Annotated in this window: 19 protein-coding genes and 2 pseudogenes; 13 read left to right on the top strand and 8 right to left on the bottom strand. The window is 65.2% G+C overall.

The features are described from left to right. Position 1: 1 nt before the first annotated feature. Complete coding sequence (locus BLS43_RS16625; RefSeq protein WP_093085432.1) at positions 2-427, bottom strand: hypothetical protein; 426 nt, start codon at positions 425-427, stop codon at positions 2-4. Between the two features lie 70 nt (positions 428-497). On the opposite strand from BLS43_RS16625, the gene BLS43_RS16620 reads away from it, so the two are divergent. Continuing rightward, the gene (locus BLS43_RS16620) at positions 498-1,370 is read left to right on the top strand and encodes a bifunctional DNA primase/polymerase (protein WP_093085682.1); all 873 of its coding nucleotides are present in this window, start codon (positions 498-500) and stop codon (positions 1,368-1,370) included. Further along, the gene (locus BLS43_RS16615; RefSeq protein ID WP_218129864.1) at positions 1,367-2,956 is read left to right on the top strand and encodes a YfjI family protein; all 1,590 of its coding nucleotides are present in this window, start codon (positions 1,367-1,369) and stop codon (positions 2,954-2,956) included. Before BLS43_RS16620 ends, BLS43_RS16615 begins: the two co-directional genes overlap by 4 nt. Positions 2,957-3,373: 417 nt before the next feature. Here the strand turns inward: BLS43_RS16615 and BLS43_RS16610 are convergent. Then, positions 3,374-3,709 (bottom strand): annotated as a pseudogene (locus BLS43_RS16610) (histone-like nucleoid-structuring protein Lsr2); the annotation flags it as partial. Between the two features lie 211 nt (positions 3,710-3,920). Here BLS43_RS16610 and BLS43_RS30070 point away from each other — a divergent pair. The 3 genes from BLS43_RS30070 to BLS43_RS16595 all read left to right on the top strand — a co-directional run bounded on the left by BLS43_RS30070 (position 3,921) and on the right by BLS43_RS16595 (position 5,359). Beyond that, complete coding sequence (locus BLS43_RS30070; RefSeq protein WP_176921367.1) at positions 3,921-4,097, top strand: hypothetical protein; 177 nt, start codon at positions 3,921-3,923, stop codon at positions 4,095-4,097. Positions 4,098-4,126: 29 nt separating this feature from the next. After that, on the top strand, positions 4,127-4,408 hold the full coding sequence (locus BLS43_RS16600) for a hypothetical protein (protein ID WP_143030078.1): 282 nt from the start codon (positions 4,127-4,129) through the stop codon (positions 4,406-4,408). 108 nt (positions 4,409-4,516) lie between these two features. Continuing rightward, positions 4,517-5,359: a hypothetical protein gene (locus BLS43_RS16595; RefSeq protein ID WP_143030077.1), complete on the top strand. Its 843-nt coding sequence runs from the start codon at positions 4,517-4,519 to the stop codon at positions 5,357-5,359. A gap of 119 nt (positions 5,360-5,478) precedes the next feature. Here BLS43_RS16595 and BLS43_RS30065 read toward each other — a convergent pair whose 3' ends face one another. Beyond that, the gene (locus BLS43_RS30065; protein WP_176921366.1) at positions 5,479-5,646 is read right to left on the bottom strand and encodes a hypothetical protein; all 168 of its coding nucleotides are present in this window, start codon (positions 5,644-5,646) and stop codon (positions 5,479-5,481) included. A 1,007-nt stretch (positions 5,647-6,653) separates the two neighbouring features. Between BLS43_RS30065 and BLS43_RS32060 the strand changes: the two genes are divergently transcribed. After that, positions 6,654-7,208 carry a helix-turn-helix domain-containing protein gene (locus BLS43_RS32060; RefSeq protein ID WP_093085422.1) on the top strand — a complete coding sequence of 185 codons (555 nt, stop codon included), beginning with the start codon at positions 6,654-6,656 and terminating at the stop codon, positions 7,206-7,208. A 192-nt stretch (positions 7,209-7,400) separates the two neighbouring features. Here the strand turns inward: BLS43_RS32060 and BLS43_RS16585 are convergent, their stop codons facing one another. Beyond that, positions 7,401-9,527 carry a sensor histidine kinase gene (locus tag BLS43_RS16585; protein ID WP_093085420.1) on the bottom strand — a complete coding sequence of 709 codons (2,127 nt, stop codon included), beginning with the start codon at positions 9,525-9,527 and terminating at the stop codon, positions 7,401-7,403. Next, complete coding sequence (locus tag BLS43_RS31165; protein ID WP_245707536.1) at positions 9,520-10,197, bottom strand: response regulator transcription factor; 678 nt, start codon at positions 10,195-10,197, stop codon at positions 9,520-9,522. The genes BLS43_RS16585 and BLS43_RS31165 overlap by 8 nt, the downstream gene beginning before the upstream one ends. 337 nt (positions 10,198-10,534) lie before the next feature. On the opposite strand from BLS43_RS31165, the gene BLS43_RS30060 reads away from it, so the two are divergent. Together BLS43_RS30060 and BLS43_RS16570 are read left to right on the top strand one after the other, a co-directional pair. Then, the gene (locus BLS43_RS30060) at positions 10,535-11,020 is read left to right on the top strand and encodes a hypothetical protein (RefSeq protein WP_176921351.1); all 486 of its coding nucleotides are present in this window, start codon (positions 10,535-10,537) and stop codon (positions 11,018-11,020) included. 197 nt (positions 11,021-11,217) lie between these two features. Continuing rightward, the gene (locus tag BLS43_RS16570; RefSeq protein ID WP_176921365.1) at positions 11,218-13,182 is read left to right on the top strand and encodes a thiol-activated cytolysin family protein; all 1,965 of its coding nucleotides are present in this window, start codon (positions 11,218-11,220) and stop codon (positions 13,180-13,182) included. 465 nt (positions 13,183-13,647) lie between these two features. Here BLS43_RS16570 and BLS43_RS16565 read toward each other — a convergent pair whose 3' ends face one another. Continuing rightward, positions 13,648-14,001 carry a hypothetical protein gene (locus tag BLS43_RS16565; RefSeq protein WP_093085404.1) on the bottom strand — a complete coding sequence of 118 codons (354 nt, stop codon included), beginning with the start codon at positions 13,999-14,001 and terminating at the stop codon, positions 13,648-13,650. A 72-nt stretch (positions 14,002-14,073) separates the two neighbouring features. Between BLS43_RS16565 and BLS43_RS30055 the strand changes: the two genes are divergently transcribed. Continuing rightward, the gene (locus BLS43_RS30055) at positions 14,074-14,220 is read left to right on the top strand and encodes a hypothetical protein (protein WP_176921364.1); all 147 of its coding nucleotides are present in this window, start codon (positions 14,074-14,076) and stop codon (positions 14,218-14,220) included. On the opposite strand, the gene BLS43_RS16560 is transcribed toward BLS43_RS30055, so the two are convergent. Next, positions 14,211-14,447 (bottom strand): hypothetical protein, encoded by a 237-nt coding sequence (locus tag BLS43_RS16560; RefSeq protein WP_093085401.1) that lies wholly within the window; start codon positions 14,445-14,447, stop codon positions 14,211-14,213. The two genes, BLS43_RS30055 and BLS43_RS16560, sit on opposite strands and share 10 nt — an antisense overlap. A gap of 552 nt (positions 14,448-14,999) precedes the next feature. Between BLS43_RS16560 and BLS43_RS16555 the strand changes: the two genes are divergently transcribed. Continuing rightward, positions 15,000-15,554 (top strand): hypothetical protein, encoded by a 555-nt coding sequence (locus BLS43_RS16555; RefSeq protein ID WP_093085398.1) that lies wholly within the window; start codon positions 15,000-15,002, stop codon positions 15,552-15,554. A 65-nt stretch (positions 15,555-15,619) separates the two neighbouring features. After that, positions 15,620-15,877, top strand: a complete 258-nt coding sequence (locus BLS43_RS16550) for a hypothetical protein (protein WP_143030075.1) — start codon at positions 15,620-15,622, stop codon at positions 15,875-15,877. Positions 15,878-15,888: 11 nt separating this feature from the next. On the opposite strand, the gene BLS43_RS16545 is transcribed toward BLS43_RS16550, so the two are convergent. After that, positions 15,889-16,461 carry a hypothetical protein gene (locus BLS43_RS16545; RefSeq protein WP_093085392.1) on the bottom strand — a complete coding sequence of 191 codons (573 nt, stop codon included), beginning with the start codon at positions 16,459-16,461 and terminating at the stop codon, positions 15,889-15,891. A 372-nt stretch (positions 16,462-16,833) separates the two neighbouring features. Here BLS43_RS16545 and BLS43_RS31160 point away from each other — a divergent pair. Both BLS43_RS31160 and BLS43_RS16540 read left to right on the top strand, forming a co-directional pair. Further along, a pseudogene (locus BLS43_RS31160) lies at positions 16,834-16,977 on the top strand (translation initiation factor IF-2 N-terminal domain-containing protein); the annotation flags it as partial. Positions 16,978-17,160: 183 nt separating this feature from the next. Continuing rightward, entirely contained in the window at positions 17,161-20,985 is a 3,825-nt protein-coding gene (locus BLS43_RS16540) for an AAA family ATPase (RefSeq protein ID WP_245707545.1), read from the top strand. Positions 20,986-21,953 lie beyond the last annotated feature (968 nt).

Genomic DNA, 21,953 nt, shown 5'->3' with positions numbered 1-21,953 from the left:
CTCAGCCAGCAGCGACCGGCACCAGAACCGGGGCCGCGCCCTGTACCCGCCACGCCCACCGCAGCGTCGCAGCCACAGCCTCGACGTAGCCCGGCTGCGTGATGACCATCGCCGGCGTCACAGGGCGGGCGAGCAGCTTCTCCGCCGCCAGGTACTCGGCCTCGATGGCTTCCTCGAACGCGAGGACGGCACGATCGGTGACCGGGGCCGGTGTGGGAATGCGCCGCCCGTTCGACGTCTGACTGACCGCGCGGGCCAGCCACCGGCACGTCAGCGCCACCCCAGCCGGAGCCCAGTCCAAGACCCCGCGTTCACCGTTGGCCGCGTTGAGCTCCTCCGCCGCGGTCCAGAGCGCGCCGAACTCCCCGCGGGGCACCCGGAGGTTGCCCGGCGGGATCTGCTGCAGATCGCGCTCGGTCACGCGCACCCGCCCAGAGTCCCACGACACGCAGGCGCCTCGACACCGCTGACTGGAGACGATCGTGGCTGATCAGCTGATGCGTGCCGCCTTGGAGCATGTCGCCCGCGGCTGGCATGTCTTCCCTTTGCGCCCCGGGGACAAGCGACCCGCCATCCGCGACTGGGGGGCCCGAGCCACCACTGATCCCGCCCGGATCCGCAAGGCATGGTCACAGCAGCCCCGTCTGAACGTGGCGATCGCTTGTGGCCCTTCGGGTTTGGTGGTTCTCGATCTGGACACCTCCGACCACGGCTCGGTCCGTCCGCCGGAGTGGGACCGGCCCGGCATCCGTGACGGCGTCGACGTGTTGGCCGCGCTCGCGGCCGACCACGACGAGCCGCTGCCGTGGGAGACGCTGTCCACGCAGACTCCCTCCGGCGGCGAGCACTGGTACTTCACCGCGCCCGCCGGGGCTCGGATCAAGAACAGTGTCGGACGACTTGGCTGGCTGCTCGACGTCCGCGCCGCCGGTGGCTATGTGGTGGCGGCCGGGTCGGTGGTGCGGGGCCGTCGGTACCGCAGCAACGACCACGACGAGGTCGCCGCCCTGCCCACCTGGATCGTCGAGCTCCTGCAGGACAAGGCCACACCGCGCCCGGGGCTGGGGCCGGTCCTAGACATCGTCGGGCGGCGCTCGCAGTACGCCGCGGCGGCGCTACGCGGCCAGCTCGACCGAGTCCTGGCCGCAGGCCACGGGAACCGGAACGCCAGCTTGAACAAGGCGGCGTTCGCTCTTGGACAGCTCGTCGCGACCGGGCTCCTCCCAGACGGGCTGGCCCGTTCCGCGCTGGCCGAGGCCTCCGCGGCGGTCGGTCTCCCGGCCGGGGAGGCCGACCGGACGATCCGATCCGGCCTGAACGCCGGCGCCCGACAGCCCCGTGCGACCCCGATGGGGAGTGATCGACCGTGACCCAGCGCCGCAGCGGGCGCGACATCCTCGCCGGCCTCGACGCCGACCATCGCCTCGCCGTCCTCCACGGCGAGGACACACCACAGCCGCTGGGGTGGGAGGCGGGCCCGACGCCGTTGACGCCGCGGCGTCTGGTTCCGCCGTTCCCGGTCGACGCGCTCCCGCCGTGGGTGGGCGACATGGTGTTGGCGGTCGCGGAGTTCACCCAGACTCCGCTCGACCTGCCCGGCTGCCTCGCCCTCGCTGCGCTGTCCACCGCGGCGGGTGGGCGGGCGGAGATCGAGATCCGGCCCGGGTGGCGGGAGCCGCTGAACCTGTACACGGTGGTCGCGATGCCCCCGGGCTCGCGCAAGAGCGCGGTGTTCGCCGCCATGACCGCACCGTTGCTGGACGCCGAGCAGCAGCTCATCGAAGTGGCTCGGCCGCGGATCGTCGAGGCCGAGCTGACGCGCAAGATGGCGGCCAAGGAGGCCGAGCGCCGCGCGCTCGACGCCGTGAACCTGCGCGACCCGGCCGCCCGCGCCGAAGCGCTTGCCGCAGCCACCGATGCCACACTCCAGGCCGAGCGGCCGGTGTCGGCGGTCCCGCGGTTGATCGCCGACGACGTCACGACCGAGGCAGCGGCGTCGCTGCTCGCCGAACAGCAGGGGCGGCTGGCGGTGCTGTCGGCCGAGGGCGGAATCTTCAGCACCCTGGCCGGCCGCTACTCCAGCGGGATCCCCTCGCTGGAGGTGTTCCTCAAAGGGCACGCAGGGGACCTGCTTCGCGTCGACCGCAAAGGGCGACCGGCCGAGCACGTCGCCGCCCCCGCACTCACCCTCGGCCTCGCTGCACAGCCCGAGGTGCTGACCGACATCGCCCGCATCCCGGGGTTCCGCGGCCGCGGCCTGCTGGCTCGCATCCTCTACTCACTCCCGGTGAACACCGTCGGGCGCCGCCAGGTCGGCGCGCCCGCAGTCCCGGCCCCGGTGGACAAGACCTACGCCAGCCGCCTGAGCAGGCTCGTCCTGCTCCTCGCCGACCACACCGACCCGCTGCGCCTTCGGCTGGGCGGGGACGCAGACCGCCAAATGCTCGACCTCGAACGTCGACTCGAGCCCCGCCTGGCTCCGCACGCCGACCTCGCGCACATGGCCGACTGGGCATCGAAGCTCAACGGCGCGATCGCACGTCTGGCCGGGCTGTTGTACATCGCCGACGTGCTACCCACCGGCTGGGGCCAGCCGATCCCGGGCAGACACCTCGACGCGGCAGCGAGGTTGGGGCACTACTTCCTCGGGCACGCCCTGGCCGTGTTTGACCAGATGGGCGCCGACCCCACCATCGACGACGCCCACGCCGTCCTGGACTGGATCAGCCGCACCGGCTCTGAGCGGTTCACCCGCCGCGACGCCTTCACCGGGCTCTCCCGCGCACGCTTTCGCAAGGTCACCGACCTCGAAGGACCGCTCACTCTCCTTGAGGCCCACGGCTATCTCCGCCGGGCGGCTCCCGCCGCACCGACCGGCGGTCGACCGTCCTCGCCGGTGTGGGAGGTCCATCCCCGTGCCGCGAAAGCCGCAGAAGCCGCGAAAGTCGACGGGTGAGGACCTTCTGCGGCTTTCGCGGCTTTCGCGGCACGACCGCCCAACGGTGCGAGCCGAGCGATCGGTTCGCTCGTCACAGCGGCCAACGGGGCGACGGATCCGCCACAAGGGACGATCGTTTCACCCCGACCGGACCGGGCACCCTCTTGAGGCCTCGGCCTTGGGCGCCCCCCTGGCCCAAGGCTGAGGCGCCCTCGGCTCGTCGTGCTGACGGCGGCACCGGCCCGGCGCGCCACCGACGATCGTGTCGACCCGAACTCAGGCGGCTGTGGTCGCCTTCTTCCGGGAGCGACGCTTGGGCTTCTCAGTGGCCGCGGCCGCATCACCGGAACTCGTGCCGGAGAACTCGGCCGCCTTATCGGCCACCTTCCCGGCCGTGGTCGAGGAGGGCCGTGGCGCGGTGTCGGCGATCGCGGCGCGGTCGGCGTAGGCGTGCAGCACTTCGCTGGGAATGCGGCCTCGCTCGGAGACCTTCATACCCTGCTCGAGCGCCCAAGCCCGGATCCGGCCGTTCTCCTCACGGTTGCCAGCTGTGCGCGTCGTGCGCGTCGTGGCCGCCCGTGCGTGCGGGCGAGTCGCGGTGATCCTGCGGGCGGCGCCGACGTAGGGAGCCAGGGCCTCACGCAGCTCGGTCGCGTGAGTGCTGGACAGGTCGATCTCCAATTCCTTCCCGTCGAGGGAGAAGGCGACTGTCTCGTCGGCGACACCGCCGTCGAGGTCATCGACGAGGGAGACTGACTCTACGCGGGCCATCGGGGCACGTCCGTTCATTCGTTGCTCGATAAGACTCGTCCCCGATTTTCCACGCAACCGGCGGAAAGTACAGACCGAATCACCCGGAATTCCTCCCAGCCCCGCCTTCTCGCGTACGTCTCGACAAATGTCACCGCGCCGCCGTTCGGCCTACCGGCTGCGCCGTCGACATCCCGCGGATGCGGGTACGGTCCGAGGCATGGACTCGGCGATGAGTAACCGTTCCGTCGTGGTGGAGCTCCCGGACGTCATCCACGCCGAGCTCCAGGGGTGGGCCGGCGCGGTTCTCGACGAGTCTGTGGAGTCGGTGCTCAGTGCCTTGGCCTACGAGCTCGCCCAGAACGAGGAGCTGCGGGCGTTCACGGCTCGGCTGCTTCCGACACTCTGAGATCACCAGGTCACGGAGTAACAACGGGTGTGGAACCGTCGATCTCCGGGCATGGGCTACTTCGGCGGGTGCAGAGCCGGTCGCGGGTGCAGCCGTTGAGGTCGATCCCGACGGTCAAGATCGAACTGGAAGTGACTGCCGAGGTCTACGCCGCACTCGATGTCTGGGCCGACGTCGTACTCGACGAGCCACTCGAAGCCGTCCTCGAGTTCCTCACCTACGAACTCGCCTCGAACGACGGGATGAAGACGGCCGCCGCCCGGCTGATGAAGCGCCACCCGGACACAGCGACCAACGGCCTCGAAACCTAGTTCGCCGACCGTGCCGGGGGAGTACGTGGTGTCGTAACGCCGACGATGAAGCCGTCGAGTACTTCCGGCGCTGACGATTCGCGGCAGCTCGACCGAAGGGGTTCGACCATGCCTTTGCCTCCTGTCACGGCGACGGTGCAGACGCACTTCGAGGACAAGGGCCGGACGTACAAGGACTCTGATCGGCAGGCCACGGAGGGCTTGTACTGGGCTAAGGCCGCGGCAGCGTGCAACGCCGGTGACGAGCTCACGATCACCCTCACCGGGTCCAGCCAGACCGGGGTGCCCAGGTTCAACAACGGCGTGTCCTGGTTCGACCCCGACGGCAACCGCATCAACGGTGGGCGCGACGCCGCGGGATGGACGGTGCAGGCGAGACCGCAGCCGTCGACGAAGGAGTTCCTCTGCCCGAAACTGCCCCAGCACGCGCTGGTCGCCAAGTTCGGGCAGGGCGAGCCGTTCCTCGTCGGGAAGAGCGGGTGGTCGGGCGTCGCACCGGCCAACGATCTCTACGTGGCGGTGAACGACAAGTTCGGGCAGTTCTTCACCAACGAGGGCACCTACACCGTGCAGGTGCAGCAGAAGGTGTCGTTCCCGCTGCCGTACGGGACCACGTTCGCCGTCGACCGGAACTACGCCGCGGAGAGCGGCCACTACCTGGTGTTCCAGTCCGACGGCAACATCGTGGTCTACAAGCCTGGCCGCAACGTTCCGCAGAACGCCGTGTGGGCGCTGCTGATGGTGTCCGACAAATGGAAGACCGCGAAGCGAGCCGGTTTCGACTACCAGCTCTACGCCGAGGACGGCAGCGGCCAGCGAATCTGGAGCAGCCCCGCCCAAGACGGCAACAACACCCGCCTCGTGCTCGACAACGGTGTCCTGCGCATCGTCCGGCCCGCTACCGGACCGGGGGCAGCGGAGCAGACGCTCTGGAGCTCGGCGCAGCGCTGATCCGTCACTCGCCGACGTCGACCAGGCGACCAGGTGAGCGCCACGAGAGCGATGGCCTCCGGGCCCTGCGCGCGGGGCGAAGCCCCATCGTTGTGCCGTGCCGCGGGTGCCGAGGTCGTCTACGTGTCGGCTTGGGTCGGCGGGAGCTCGACTGTGTAGGACGTGATCGCGGTGATGGTGGCGGCGGCGAACCGGTAGAGGTCGCACGAGGCGACGATGGCGGACCCGTCAGGGCCGTCGTAGCGGGCGACGACATCGATGACCACGTCCTCGCCCGCGTCGATCACACGCCACGACTCGAAGGGTCGTGGCGGTTCCGTCGAGATGAGTCAGGGTCTCCTCGCAGGCAGCAATCACAACGCCTCGACCGGTCATAGTCGAGACGCCGTGAGCGGCCCAATGGACGTTGTCAGCCAGGTGGGGGTAGGCCGTGGCGAACTCATGCCGGGAGAACGCTTCTGCGATCTCGCGCCGCGAGATGGACGTCGGCCCGCTTATACCAGATCACCGTTCTCGAGTTGTCTCAGGTCGAGGGAGTCTGCCTCATCTCCGACAACTTCGACCGTAGGGCGGAGGAGGATCCAGGGGAGACCGCGTGGTGCGGATGACATCGAGTCTCTGGCGAGGCCATCGAGGGTCGCACCCGGAGCCGATAAGGGCGGACTATGACATGGCGACTGGCGCAAGTTGCATCTTGACCACGATCATGGTGGGTTGCCTTGATCGCTTGGGTCTTCTTTGCTCTCTGATTGGGCTGAGGTGGAACGAGCCAGCTTGAATCGCGTATAGCCTTGCATAGCTGCGGTAATGAATGCCGCCGCACCTGCCAGAAGGGCGCCGTCCGCTTGGCCAAAGACTACGATGGTAGTAAGTGCAGCAAGAGTTAGCGTAAGGGTAAATGTGTACATCGCCCTGTCGGTGTGGTCGTGAGCTCGATCGTGCCGTTTTTCAGTCGATCGTGCATCTCGTCGTCCTTTGCGGTTCGGTGCGCTCCAAGCTCGACGGACGCTCACGGCTCCCTCACTTCATGCGGACGGCTCGGCTGGAGCCGTCGAGTACGGGTAGGTGTGTACGACACTGTTGCCCAACAGTTTCGTACACGCGCAGCATCGGGCGGTCGAAGTACCAGGTCAAGCACCTTGGACGAGAAAGAACGTCGAGCACATGCTAGAGTTATATTAACGTGTCAGAAGGCTCTCAATAAGTCGATAAGCGGCCTCTGGAGGCCAGGACGGGTTTAGGTGTGGCGAAGAAACCGCTACGTAGACCGCGTGGCCTCCCCGGCGGCGCCCGCATGGACTTCTTCCTCAAGCTGCAGCACGAGGTTCTTCGGCATGGCGACCTCTCCGCCGCGGTGCTGGGCGAACTCACCGGCTTCTCCAGTCAGACCATCTATAGGGCTTTGACTGGACCGAAAATGCCAAGCAGGAGGGTTGTCACGGCTCTGGCAGCTGCTCTCGGAGACGAGCAGCTTCAGAACGAACTAATGACTTTTTGGGTAGCAGGTGTCGCTGAGTCTCGTGAATCGCCGTCGCTAGAATCGTATTCGCCTACGAGGGATAGTCGAGAGACATTCTCTGCCGAATTGGCGAAGCTCAAGGATGAATCAGGGCTTAGCTTCCGGGCTCTCGCTCATCGAATCGAAAGTCCGTCCGGTCAGCCAGTCATGTCCTTCACTACGATTAGAGACTACATTCAAGGGCGAAGTCTACCCTCCCCTGATCGTCTAATGCTAATTCTAGATGCTCTTGGAGTTAAGTCACAAGCTGAGCGTCATCGCTGGAGAGAATCTCTTGCCAGGGCGTCGAGATGGCCGAATCTTCCGCGTTCTGGCGGTTCTAACCCATGAGAACTGTCCAGCCTCGCCGATAACCCGGCATATGACATTTTTTTAAGGTTGCCAGGTGTCGGCCAGCACAGTCGAACTTGGCGGGCGCGTGAAGGTTCGACCTGTCTCGATCGGCGAAGGCCCTGGCTCCACCCCGTGCGCGACACGCAGCGCGATGTCCGTCGGCTATGCCCGGACATGACGCGTGGAGCGTTAGCTCTGTCGTGCTAGCGGCTCGTCGCACGCCGAGGTTGGGTGGGCCGGGAGTGGGAGCCATCCGGCGATCGTTGTTCCGCCCCCGAGGGTGGACCGCACGGTGAGGTCACCCGACAGCACGTCGAGTCTGTCTCGCATGTTGTTCAGGCCGTTGCCGGCGTTCACCGTGTCTGGGGTGAATCCGCGTCCGTCATCGTGCACTTCGAAGCACACCTTGCCGCGCTCACGTCGCACGAGGATGGAGCCGTGGGCCGCCGCGGCGTGTTTGGCGATGTTTTGCAGTGCTTCTGAGCAGCAGAAGTAGATCGCGGCTTCGAGGTCTCGCGGGAAGCGCTCGGTCCCGCAGCGGACCTCGATCGAGACGTTGGTTTGTCTGGCCCGTGCGGTGAGCGCGGCGCGGAGGCCCTCCGATTCCAGCAGCGCGGGCCTGATGCCGCGCGCAAGGCCTCGAAGGGACTCCACCGCCTCTCCGATCTCGGCCTGCATCTCGTGGACGAGCGCAGCGAGCTCTTCGGGTCCTTTCCGTGCGGCGGCCGGAGCCATACCGGCTTTGATGCGGAGCGAGATCAGGATCTGCTGGGCCCCGTCGTGTAGGTCCCGTTCGATCCTGCGCCGCTCGTCGTCCTGGGCGACGACGAGACGTTGCCGGGAGGCGGTGAGCTCGTCGAGGCGCCCCTCGAGTTCACGTTGGAGTCCGGCGTTGAGTAGCACCAGCCCGGATTGGAGCGCGAGCCCGTCCATCAGCCTGGCCTCGGTGCGGTCGAGTGGGCGTCCCGAGCGGCGGTGCACGCAGACGTGTCCCAGCTCCGTCCCTGAGTGCTGGATCGGTGCGATGCGGGTGGCGGCCTCGTTCGACACGTGCGCGCCGGGTGGCCAACTGCTGGGCTGCAGTTCGGTGCCCGGCCGGGGACGGAGCCACAGGGTCGCTCCGTCGCTGGCCGTGCCTTCCGCGACGAGCCGTGCCATGGCTGGAACCAGCTCGTCGTGGTCCTCGGTTCCATCGAGGTGGGCTGTGAAGTCGGCGAGGACCTCGTGCGGCCCGGCCCGCGTGCCGAACACCAGACGCTCGGCCATCCGGTCGAGCCGGGACTTGAGGGGAAGGAACACGGCGCCCACGAATGCGGTGAAGACGACGACGACCGCTGCTGCCGGGACCGGGCCCATGGCGAGCAGGCCCGAGCCGGACACCGCACCGATGTAGCCGAGAGCGATCAGCAGGGCGAGCGTGCCGTACGCGAGGCCGCGGCTCAGGATCACGTCGACGTCGAAGAGGCGGTGCCGCAGGATCGCGATGCCGATCGCGGCGGCCATGCCGAACGCGGCCAGTGCGTAGATCGCGAGCACCGGAACGGCAGGCCAGCCGCTGGCGTCGAGGGATGTTCCGGTGAGGACGGCGTCGATGACGGTCGTCGCCGTCTGAAGGACGGCGGCGACGGCGAACCATTTCAGCCGCACCCGTTGCTCGGGATCGGCACGCCGGAACCGGCCGACGAGAGTCCCGGCGGCCGCCACCAGAAGCGCCACTGCCAAACCGAACCCGATCGGCCCCTGCACGGGGGCGAGCGCCCGACCCCAGTCCGTGCCCAGCGGGTTCGGCGGAGCGGCAACACCGGCAACGGGGTCGGGGACCAGCCCGGGCCCTACGAGCTCCGCGAGCACTGCAAGCGCCACGACGCCGGTCAGGGCCCATCCGATCGCACGTGCTGTTCTGGTCTCCGTCCGACCCGTCGGGAAGAGCAGGAACAGCAGACCCAGCAGCAGCAACGCGATCTTCGCGAACTGGTCGCCGACCAGGTACACCACCGCACCGAGGTCAGGGACGGTCGCGTAGAGCTGTCGCCCGCCCTCGGCGCACGCCCCGACTACCCCCGCGGTCGCCCCCATGCCTAGGAGCAGCCAGCCGATCCGTTGCCGGGGCGCCGTCGCGACGACCAGTGACCCCACTGCGGCGAGGCAGAGGTAGCGGAGGGCGAACAGCACGGTGTCGATGCCGAGGGGAGTCATCCCGGCCGGTCGCAGGGTCGCCGCCACCGCGATGCTCGCTGTCAGCAGCGCGACGACGACGACGAAGGCCGTACCGGCTATCGCGGTGGGCGGCCGCAGCCACCTGCCGTGGTCAGTCACCTGTCTCGCTCAGGTAGATGAGAACTGCCTTGACCCGACGGCTGACGTCGGTGGAGCCTGCCAGTCGGAGTTTCGCGAAGATCGAGTTGATGTGTTTCTCGATCATGCGCACAGATAGGCCGAGCCGGTCCGCGACCGACTCGTTGCTCCACCCCTGGGCCATCACGGAGAGCACGTCCCGTTCCCGTGCCGTGAGCTGCTCCGTCGGGCCACCCCGTCGCCTCGACCTGGCAGTCACGAGCGCATCGACTACGCGCGGGTCTATGAAGGATCCGCCGAGTGCCACCTCGTGGACCGCGGACAGCAGCGGCGCGGGATCGGCCAGGCTGTCCTTTAGCAGGTAGGCCCGGCCCGCGGAGCCACCGGAGAGGAGCTTGAGGGCGTACTCGGGCTCGTCGTGCTGGCTCAGCACAACCACTCCGAGGCCGGGGCGGGTCGACCGGAAGAGCTCGGCGGCCCGGATCCCTTCGTCCGTGTCGCCCGGCGGCATGCGGATGTCAGTGACGACCACCTGCGGTTGAGCCCGGTCGACCGCCGCCATAAGGCTAGGCAGGTCGCCGCACGCGTCCACCAGTTCGACGGCCGGGTCGGTGTCCAACAGCCGGCGCACGCCTTCCCGCACGAGGAAGCTGTCCTCGGCGAGGACGACCCGAACGCGTCGCTCCGCCACTGGACGATCCTCCCATCGGGAACCCTTCGTGCCCACCCTGCGTGCACACCGCCCACCAAGGGGTGCCCACACCCCCACTGGACGGGTGTGCGAACCGCCGGGAAGTCCCGTACCTGCACCGTTGGCGGGTTCGACGTGCGAGACGAGTCTCGTAGCCGCGACCGCGGACGCCGTCCGGGATCGATCCGAAGGGCAGATGATGACGGATCTCGACCAAGAGATGGCCCGCAGGCGGCTCGTCCGCACACTGACTGTCGCCGCGGGTGTGGCAGCCGCGACCGCGACCTTCGTGGTCTGCTGGCATCCCGTCGGTGGGGCACGGCCCCTGGAGTCGTGGGTGGACGTCGTCTTCACCGCGCTACTGGTGCCCTTCGCCTTGGCGCTGCTTGCAGTCGTGCTGGCCCTCCGGGCGGCGCAAGCGGGACGCGACGGTGCCGCAGGCCGCATCGGAGCGTGGACCACGGCGGTCGGAGTCGCCGGGTTCGTGGTCTGTGCCGTTGCCACTGTCGCGACCGGCGATCCGGCTTCGACCGGCCCGCTCTACCCGCTGGCGATGATCGTGACGCTGGCTGGTCTCGTCCTCGCCGCGGTGGGGTCGGCGAGGGCGAAGGTTCTCTCGTGGTGGGTCGTACCGCTCATCACGCTCGGCTGGATCTTCGGGGGCCCGGTGGCCGAGAGCAGCGGGGGCCCGAACGGCGAGGGCTCGCCCTTCGGCTTCCCCGGCGCCTCCTTCATCCTGGCCGCTGTGTACGTGGTGGCCGCAGCCAGGTACGCGATGTACAGGCTTGTTGCAGGGACAAGGTCCGCGCCGGGCGGCCGCTGAACAGGCCGACATACGTAGTTCTCCCCATTTTCCCTCGCACACTAGTACCGGTACCTGTGAAGAGATAACCAGCGCGATGCGGCTGGTTATCTCTGATGCGCATGGGCGTCCATGCACTCGCCTGCTCAAATCCATTGCTCAGAGTGCGACGTCAATGCCATCGAGACTCTCTATTAATTCTTGATGACTGGAGCGAAGTGGCCAACCGCAAGTTCGTCAAGAGCAACGGACCGAACATCTACCTGGTCGACGGCGACATGATGCGTCTCGTCCCTGACTATGTGACCCTTCACGCGCTTGACCCGCGCGGATGGGATGCAGTCAAGACGGACAGGATCACCGCTCCGCACCCCGGGCCCGTCTCAATCGTCGCCACCGGACAACCGCCTGCAGCAGCACCCGCAGCTCAGAAGCAGCTGAGCATCGGACGCCCGTTCCCGCCGATGCGGGACGGCACCTTGTGGGTGCTCAACGATCCCCCCAAGGTCGGTGGGCCGGTTGCCTACCTGGCAGAGGGGCGAAAGCTACGTCCCGTCCCCGATGCGCAGACCCTCTCCGTCCTTCCACGGGACCATGCGCATCCTGTCGAAGCGGCGGACATCGACCTTCTCCACGCGGACACGATCGGCCGCCCGCTCGGCGTCTTCGATGCCGCGCTGCGGGTCGTCGACGTGGACAACTACATCAACAGCATCGGTCCACTTCCCTACGAGCCGCCCGGCGACACTCCCGTTCCCGGCACTGACGACGTGCGCATCGACCTGATCGACGGCGTCCCCATGGAGGTGCGACGCCGCCGGGTGAGGATCGCACGCGAAGTCACAAACTTCGTCGAGATCAGCCCCATCGCCGACGTCCTCTGGCCGGGCTCCGCCATTACCGGCGCTTCCGTCCTCCCAGGAGCCCTGGCGCCGATCGGCCTGCACCGTTCGCCAGGCGTCATAACCCTAACGACAGACCTGACGAGCGGAGCTCAGCGCTCCCAGTCGACGAGGCTGGAGACCCCCGACCTGGCCTCGTACGTCGACGCGCTGGCGAAGCTTCTCGACGACCTCAAGCCGTACGATGCCGCGGCCGCGGTGCGCTTCAGCCTTGAGCAGATATCTTCCGTCGAAGAGGCCATGGTTAAGACCGGACTCAATCTGAAGGGGACAGGCTGGGGCGTCGACGCGAAGGCGGACCTTTCGAACAAGCTAACGCGCTCGACGACGTTCGGCACTTTCTCGCAGGTCTACTATCAGGTCGCGTTCTCTCCAGATGGTTCACCGTTGCAGTTCTTCGCCGACGACGTCACCCTCCCGGACGTGCAGCTGTACGCGGGTCCGAACAACCCGCCCTGCTACATCGCGACGGTCACGTACGGCCGGATGCTGACCTTCCTCATCGACAGCGCCTACTCGAGCGCCGAGGCGAAGGCAGCGTTAAACGCGTCGTGGAGCGCTGCGGTTTCGGGTGGCGCGAATCTGGATGCGAGCGCCAAGGCGGTTCTGGCGAGCTCCTCTGTCACAGCCGTTGTCGTGGGCGGCTCGTCCGGTGCGGCCGGAGCTCCCATCATCGACCCGGCCAACGGCCTTGTTCCGTGGATCCAGTCTCAGATCGGCATCGCGGCCGACAGGCCCGCAGCGCCCATCGAGTACACGGTTCGCTACATGGCTCCGCCTCACAACATCGTCAGCGTCACGCGGGCAGCTGACCCCATCAAGATCGTCGACGCCAACGTCTACGGCGGGCGGGAGGTTCTCGGCACCTACCAGATGGGCGAAGGCTCTGGGTCGGCTCCGTTCTCGACTGGCATCACTGTCAACCGGGGTGACCAGGTCATCATCACAGCGACCGGGCAGATCTGGGCCGGCTGGATCTTCATCGGTAAGAACGGCCCGGAGGGTCTGGACGGCCCGCCGAAGCCCTGGTATCCCCTCCAGCCTGGCAAGGACTCACTGGACCAGAATGTCGACGTGCGAGGCTCCAGCCTGCTCGCCGGGTTCGACAACACCAACTGGTTTCAGGTCGGCTCAGGACGCACATTCAACGTGCCGACAGAACGGGACAAGGCGGTGCTCTGGCTAAACATCAACGACGACGACCTCACGAACGGAAACGGGACGTTCGATGTCACGATCAGCGTCAGGCGCCGGGTTCCTACGGTGAACGCGGCCGGCTAGACGTTCGTCGGAAGCTGGGCGACCACCGCGATCACTTCTGCGGTGGTCGCCCAGCTGTCTTGAGCCAACCTCACCGAAACACTGCTTGAAGCCAGCATTGAGCCTTTACAGTAACTGCTGGACGGGCCGGCCGGAGCCGGTGCGGCGTAGCATAATCACGAAGGGGTGAGCTCCCTGGTAGACGGGCGGTTCCGTCGACCTCACATCACACCATTGGTCCACGTCGCTTCCCGGACTGGCGATTTCACCGAGTCTCACCTCAACCCTGCTAACGCGACGAGTGAATGCGGGGCTGGACTTCCGGGCTGCTCTGTCAGTCGCGAGAGTCAACAGGGGTGAGCCGAGTGACGGCGGCGTAGCCGACGGCCGCGATACCTAGACCCTATCGACAGACATTGTCGCACTCGCACGACGAGCGGGCCGATATTCGGCGAATATGACAGTTGGCTTGGGTGGCGCGAGCGTTCAGAGGTCGGCGATCGTGAGCCCGAATCGGGAGCCTGGCCTCAGGTCGTCGTAGTTCATCTCAAGCCGGATCGCCGTTGCGGCGACACCGTTCTCGGCCTCCTTATCCCACTCCGGATCCACACCTTTCGCCAGAGCGGCAACGTGCAGATCGAGCGAGTAGAGTAGCTCAAGGTTCTCAATACTCTCTCGCAGCGCTTCGAGGTAGCGCCGACGTGTTTCCTCGCTCGGGTGTGAGTTGAAGTCAGCTGCTGCCTCCGACTTCTTCTTGACGAGAAAGTAGTAGCGTTGATCGGCCACTCTCTGTTGCGTGCGGATCCGATCGAACCGATATTGCCAGATCTCGTCTGTCATTGAATTCCTCCCCACAGGCCAGAGTCGAGCTCGTCCTACTCAGCTTTGTCGTTACCCATGAGGAGGTCCAGGATGAGCGTGAAGATGCCGGGGTTATCCCGGGTTGATGTCTTCTCGAGCGCTCGCGAGCTAGCGGAGAGCTCAGCAACCTCGTGGCTGATGACGGCGATGCCCGATGCCCTCGAGGACCCGGTCGTCGTCCAGCTGAGCTATCGCTGACCGTCGAGGAGGCGCTCCAGGCCGCGGCGGGCGCGGGCGATGTCGTCGGTCTTGCCGCTGTCGAGGGCGTCGAGCAGTTTGCGGGACCAGACGCGGCAGCGGAACTCGTCGTCGAGCTCGTAGAGCACGCGGGCAGCGGCGAGCTTGCGATCGTCCTGAGTGGTGCCGACGCCGCCGTGGCCGCGGAGGATCGCGGCGGCCTGGTGGAGGTCGAGAGGCTCGGGCATGTCTGCTCCCCATCGTGGTCGTTCCTGGTGGGTCGACCGCGGGGGAAGCGCGGCCCGACCACCGTACCCCGAGCGAGTCGAGGGGTTGGCCCGGTCTGGGGATCGCTACCGCGGCGACGGGCACGACGATCACGGCGAACGGGGCGCGGCTTCTTCAGGCCCGGACCCGGCTGGCTGATCCTCTGGCGGCGGGTGTTCGAATAGCGCCCTTCTCGTCTCTCAGGCCGCGATGCCGGCCAAGGACGGGCTGGGGTTAGTGGTGGCGCGCTCGGGCGCCGGCTGGGTGTGCGCTCAAGGCCGCGCGGGCCGGGAGAAGTGCTGGGTGGTCCCCCTTCGGGCGGGGCCTGTCGGCCCTCGGCTTAGCACGGCCTCACTCGCCGTAAACGGTCGCTCCGCAGGCTCCGCGATCGCCTTCGGCGACGGCCTGCGGCCGCCGTTGACTGCGAGCCTCGGAGGCCGTGCCGGTGCGCCTTACCGCGGCGGGGGACAGCACCCCGCCACCCTAAGGGGACGGGCCGACAGACCCGGACTCCGCAGACGCGGGAGGCCACCATGACCAGCAAGCAGCGCACCCGGAACACCACCACCGACACCACGACCACGAGGCCCGAGGGCGCCGCATGCGGGATCGGCGAGCGTGCGGACGGTACGGGGCAGGTGATCGGGTTCTCGGTGCGGCTGGCCGGGCGGGTGCCGACCCGGTTGGATCTGCAGCACGCCGGGACCCCGGAGGTCCAGCTGGGGTTCTCGGCCGGGCCGGTGCTGGTGTACCTGGGTAGCCACTACACCGCTGCGCGGATCGCGCAGTCCTGGGCGGCAGCGGCGCCGGTGGCGACCTCGCTTGTCCCGCACCTGTCCTCGCGACGGTCGGTGCTGACGGCGGGGCCGTGGTCGGTGTCGGCGATGGTCCGCCTGGGCGGGGAGGCCACGATCACCGGCGGGCTGCTGCCGGGGAGGCGGGGGTCGGAGCTGCCGTCGATCCTGCGGCTGCAGGTCGGGCCGATCACGTGGGAGCTGTGCGACGGAGCCTCTTACACCACGATGCTCGCCGCGTGGCGAAAGGCGGCGGCGTTGTTGGCGACTGTGGATGCGCTCTACGGTCCGTGATCGGGTTGTGGATGGTTCGGCCCGGCCGCTGGCGCGGCCGGGCCGTTCCCGTTTCGGTGACGGGCATGCGATGGAAGGTGGGAGTGCTGCGGCCAGGACGGGAGAACATCGACTGGACCGCCGCCGGTGTCGAGACAACCTGGACCCACACACGACGGCGGGCGTGCGACGAGCTGCGACAGCTGGTGGCGGAGGAGGGGGCGGGGATGGAGTACCGGATGCAGGTCGGTCCCGTCCCGGTGTACGTGTGGCCGGGCCTGGACGTGGATGGGCGGCTCGATTTCGACGACCTGACCGAAGGTCTCCTGCCCGCGGATCTGTGACCGACAGGCGTTCAGGGCTCAGGAGTTCCGCTGGAGTCGCCGGGATTGCCCGCGTCGAGGATGTCGAGCTCGTCGAGGTCCTCGGCGAGCTGGGTGCTGCTGGCCTCGGCGACACCGGGGATCACTCCGAGCGCGGTGACGGTGTTCTGGTGTCGGGTCGCTGCGTGCAGCCGCCGGCGGGCGAGCGGGTCCTGGTCGGCGCCCGCGGCCGTGGCGATGTCGAGCGCGAGCCGACACAGATCGACCGCGCGGCGGTAGACGCCGACGAGCTCGCGGCGTGGCCCCGGCCGCAGGATCCGGGCGGCGAACCGTCGGGAGAACCCGCTGCGGCGGCGGGACCGGTAGGTGTCGAGGGCGAACCGCAGTGTGCGGGCCTCGGCGAGGTCGGCGGCTGCGGCGGTGTGTGCGGCGCGGAGTCGGTCGGGGTCGGCGTCGAGGTGTTCGAGGAGGTAGCGGCCGTAGCTGTCTTGCCACGCCGTCGAGCGGTCCATCCAGACCGGCTCGGCCGCCGAAGCCACGTTCAGCACGGCCGGCCCGGGATCGGACTCGTAGAGCAGGCAGTTCGCCGCGAGCGACCACGCCAAGCGGGCATCCGCCTCGGCTCGGCTACCGCCATCGTGGCTGCTCTGGCCGGGGCTGTGATCGGTCATGGGCGGCAAGGCCAGGAGGGTCCAGCCGCCGGAGGGTCTTGTTCAGACGGAATCGTTCGCGATCGTGAACGAGCCCATGCTCTCGCGCCGCGGACGAGGCCGCGAGGGCGGGGGTCACTGCTCCCCCGGAGTTTTGAACGTTAACGAGTCCAACACGCAGGGATGTGGGTCACGTTGCCGGTCGAGTAGCATCACTGCATGCGAGGTCGTGGCGACGACTTGGGCCCGGTCGAGGAGTCGAAGGAACCGCAGATGCCCAAGTTGGCAAGTTGCTCGAAGCACGTTTCGACCTGAACGACGGCGTGTATGGCTAACCGGGTGCGTGTTCACGAGCTGGCTAAAGAACTGGGAGTTTCAAGCAAGACTATTTTAGCTGCAGCGGAAGACGCAGGTGCGCATGTCAGATCACCGTCGTCGACGCTTGAGCCTGAGACAGTTGCAACTATCCGCGAACGGTTTGGCGGTTTCGCCTCCACTGCCTCGAGTCCTCGTCGTGTAGCTCTCCCAACCGCCCAAACTACATTGGCAGACCGGGATACCGTGACTCAGGCCGAAAGAACTGAACCTCTCCCGCAAGCGAAATACTCGAATTCACCAAGTTTGCGCCTTCGGCGCAGGGCTCTCTGCATTTCCGTGAGCGACTTCGGCAGCAAGGAAGCGCCGAGCGAGCTTCAGGATCTTCCATTTGCGAGCACGCTAGAGAGCGATCTGGTCGGGGTGTTGGAGCACCTCGGCTACCGGACCACGCTAGTGAGCGAGAGGTTTCTGACTAGCGAACAGCTGGGTGTTGTAGTTAAAGACTTCGTGCTCAGTGGAGAAGAGAACGACATTCTTCTTGTGCACGTCCTGTCTCACGGTCAGCTTGCCGCTGGCGAAGCCACCGTCTTTGTGCTGGGTTCTGATGGGAAGACGGATCCTGGATCGGACATCCAGCAATGGCTCATTGGCGTTGAGAACACACCGGGTGCCCCGCGCACGCTCTTCATGCTTGATCTATGCTCCGCGGGCCTATCCGCTCGGCTGCCCTGGCAGTCAAAGATTGATGCGGAGGTGGCGCGAGGTTGGGTGATCGCCGCCTGCAGTGGTAACGAGGCCGCCTATGATGGAGTGTTTACTGCATCGCTTATTTCTGTGTTGCGATCGCTGAAACAAGGCGAGCTAGACATCTCGCCCGAGGCCGAGAACGCCCCGCTCTCCACAATCGCCCGCGCCATCCGACAAGAGGTGAATAGGCAAACCGAAGAAAGTGATGGGTACAGCCAACAAATCACTGCAACTCAACTGGACATTAGTGCTAGTGTCGACCCACCGTTCTTTCTGAATCCGTCGCATAAGCCCTCAGCGTCCAGTTCGTCACGGCCGGTCGTCCGGACACTTGCGCAACCCTTCTTGGATGAGCTCTATGACGGGCTTGATGCTAGACATTTTCTTGATCGCGCGGCCGGAACGGTAGGTATCGCTGACTACGTCGAGGCGATGGTTGGTTGCTTCTCAGGCCGCGATCGTGAGCTTAGGCGAATATCGCCGTGGCTCAATGGTGTCGGAGACGGACACCTCGCGGTTGTAACCGGCAGTCCTGGGGTTGGCAAGTCAGCGTTGATCGGTATTCTCGTCTGCGCGGCCCATGGCGAGCTTCGGGCAGCGACGAGGCCAATATGGGACCGAGTAGCTCAGGCCCCTTTGCCAATTACAAGACTCGCTGCTGTGCATGCCCGGCGACGGTCGATGCTAAGCGTTGCTAGCTCGATCGCGGAACAACTGGGTCTCCGTCATCCTGCATCACCAGAACAGCTTGTTGACGACCTTCTAAGAATGCGAGAGCACGCTGTCATCGTCCTGGACGCCTTGGATGAAGCTGACGAGCCCGAGAGGATTTCGCGGTCCCTGATCACCCCATTAGTCGAGGCGGCTAGGACTAGAGCACAGACGCACATTCGGGTCTTAGTAGGAGTGCGCAGATACCCAGAGTTCGCCCATCTCTTGGATGTGGCCGCAGAGAGCGAACTGCTTTTTGACCTAGACGATGTGCCAGAGGACGTGTTGGAAGATGATCTACATAAGTACGTCACCGAGCTATTGCGAGCGGTTCCGTCCTACCGCCGTAGCGGGGCTGTTTCCGGGGCCTTTGCATCTGAGCTAGGTCACCAACTCGCTTGGAGGCGAGAAAGGAACCGCAAGCGAGAGTGGGGCCCCTTCTTGGTTGCTGGGCTATATACCCGCAACCTCTTACGGCAATACCCGGATGCAAGAACAATAACTCCAGCATTCGCCGAGGAATTTGGAAGGGCCGTTCCTCACGACCTTCCTTCAGTTCTGGAACTGGATTTAAGTGGGGACCAGAAGCCACCACTCTTGAGGCCGGTTCTGTGCGCGCTTGCTCTCGGTAAAGGCCAGGGCATGCCCATATCCGTTCTTGAGCGTGTTGTTCGAGAGTTCGAACCGATGACCGACGTCTCGTTATCGGCAATCCGCCGCACTCTTAACGAGGCGCGATTCTATCTCAGGCAATCATCAGATGTCGACTCTTCCATTGTCTACCGGCTATTCCACCAAGGATTGGTCGATCATCTTCACGACGTTAGCAAAGACGCTTCGGTCAGGTTCCTCGACGCGGTACTGGAGCCTCTTGGACAGTACGCTGACCGAGAATGGGAGGCTGCGGAGCCGTACCTTTTGAGACACGCCCTCGCGCACGCGGCAGATGCAGGGCGAGCTGCAGAGATCGTGGACGATCCATTATTCCTGCTGAATCGTGCCGCAATCAGGCTGGTGGTAACGGAGGGGGTCGGTGATACCGCGAACATTGATTTGGCAAGATCTCTCGATGCCTCAGAGCAGGACGCTGACCGAAGGCTAAATCTTGTCCAAAAGGCCATCAGAATGGAAAAGCTTGAGCTAGCTCGGGCCGCCGCACTGCTCGCGTTACCCGACCCACTGACGTGGGCTCCTTGTTGGACGGTCTCCGCTCCAGATCGATATATGCGTATGCATGCCCGTCACGCGCACGAGCGTCGTGCCCAGGAGTCCTCGACGGTTGAGTGGCACGCGGGGCCCGTTGCTCAGGTACGGCTATCAGATGGGGAAGATGTAGTCGCTTCGACGTCGATGGGCGCTCTTCCTCCACAACTTGTCCTGTCTGGCACAAACGAGAAGCGAGTGAGCTTCGAGGCCCCCGAGTCACCTCAGATTGCACTATCTAGGAGTGGGAAATTGTGGGCGGTCGGAGGGAGAGACGGCCGTGCGCGGGTAACCGGAAGCCAATTCTTCAGTACCGGCGGGTCCGATATCGAAGCGGTCCGAGTGGGGCACGACAGAACTATCGTCTCATTCTCAGACAGGACCACGGTCCGATCGGCGTCGGTTGCGGATCTTCAAGATACAAGATTCGACCAATCAGGAAAGCTTGTCGATGTAGACGTCTCAGTGGAAGAAGCAAGACAGGGATCTGGCGGTCCGTTCTTTACAACAAGACCATTACGGAATGGCAGTGAGTTGCGCCTTCACTATGAAGATGGCGTGATTCGGTGGCGTCGGTTCACCAACCCCACGTGTTACGCGTGCGACTCTGCGGGGCGAGTTGTTGCAACAGGAGACGCTGACGGTAACGTGACAGTTTGGCATGTTGAAACGAATCGGCTTGTTCGCTCATGGAAGGTTCATGGCGCCGCTGTCTCCGCAGTCGCCGTCAATTCGTCGTTGAGTGCAGTCATCTCGGGCGATGAAGCCGGGCTGGTCCGCATAACGCGAACGGGCATGGATGGCTCTGACCGAGGTTTTGACACCTCCGATGAACCCTCGACGCCATCTGCTGTTGCACAGATAGTGGCTGTCACGCCAGATTGCCGCGCCTTCGCCGTAGGATTCGACGATGGCTCTGTCTCTCTTTATGAAGCAGACTCAGGGAACTGGGTCGGTATTTCAAAGAACTTCAAGAGTGAGATCGAGCGGATAGGCTTTATTCCAAACGGGGCTGACCTGCTGGTTTCCGTCGAAGCCGTAGATGGCTCGCGATTTATCTGGGATTTCCGTTCCCGTAGCATTTCAGGCGACGTCGCTGCTGTGGATCGTACGCTCTTAGCGGCGAAAGAAGGCGGAATTTCTTTCGTGGGTGGCGTCGCCAAGAGGATAACGCTGACCGACGGGCAGGTTAAGATACACAACCTGTCCATTCCTGGGCCGCCTGAGGCAATCCCGATTGGAGCGAGCTGGCGGCATGCTGCCTTCGCGATTGGCAGCTTTCGCTCGCAGAGAGTGGCCTTTGTTGGTACCGACGCGGGCGACGTTGAAGTGTGGGATCTGCACGATCTGCAGCTTGTCGAAGTTTTGTCAATTTTTGGGTCGACCCCAATTACGGCACTTAACGTACTCTCAAGCGAGATGCTCTTGGTGGCTTCAGGAAGCCAGGTGGTGGCTTGTTTGTTGCTGGACAATAATCTTCATCGTCAAGTTGAGTATTAGAATAGTCGAAGTTGAGCGCGTACCTCGGGACACCGAAGGTATGCTTCGGACGTGTGAAAGTCCCATTCTCCAATCGTCACTGGCAGGTCGCACTGGACGCCCGAGAACGAACCAGATAGCCCGCTTGACGGGACGGCCACAATGTCTCCGACGTCAGCAAGGTTGACCCATGATCGTGTATTCGACGGGCGCTCGCGGATGTTTCCGTTCATTTCGGTATACAGTCGAGGCAATACTACGGATGGCATTGCCAGTGGACTTCCGACCGTCATGAAGAGGTCGACTTCGCTGTTTGGCTCAGAATGTAGTGCCTCGTATGCAATTACACTTCCTAAAGAGTGCGCAATGATCACCTCGGGCCTGTATTTGCGGATTGCCTCCTGAACGGCCTCACGCGCTGCAATGCGACGCGGTGAGTCACGGTGGCGCAAGTATGCATGGACCTCCCGGCAGAACATCAAGGCGAAGAGGCGTGCTGGCGGTCCGAACCTTCGGCTTAGCCAATCAGCTGCTTGCCGTGCCCTTATTGTCCGGGAGCCTTGCGAGACGGACGAGACCCTATTCAACTGGTCGACCCACAGGACCAAGAGATCTTGCTCTCCCTCGTCGAGTAGGTTGACATCGGCAACCGATTGAGGCTGACCCCTTCGCAAATGGTGGGAATAGTATGCCACCGAGACATCGAACTGTTCGGTGCTGGCTGTGTTGATTGCGCCTGCCCACCGTGCCGAAATAGCGGCCGTTGCCAACTCGACAGACTTGTTGTTATCTCGATAGTAGGAGTAGTTCCCGATCCCGTGGACGCCAAGAATGCGACGCATAGATTCTCCGCTCTCGATCAGCCGGTTAGGTCGCACAGTACTGTCCGTCACATTTCCACCGCAGGGGTGGTGACCGGTCGGCGATCGGCGAGTACCTCGAGGGCATGACGTCTGAGGCCATGCCTGCGGTGTTGGGGTCGCCCGGGT

Origin of the sequence: Pseudonocardia oroxyli, assembly GCF_900102195.1 — a bacterium.
GTDB classification, from domain to species: Bacteria; Actinomycetota; Actinomycetes; order Mycobacteriales; family Pseudonocardiaceae; genus Pseudonocardia; species Pseudonocardia oroxyli.
This window is presented reverse-complemented; position numbering and strand designations above follow the sequence as displayed.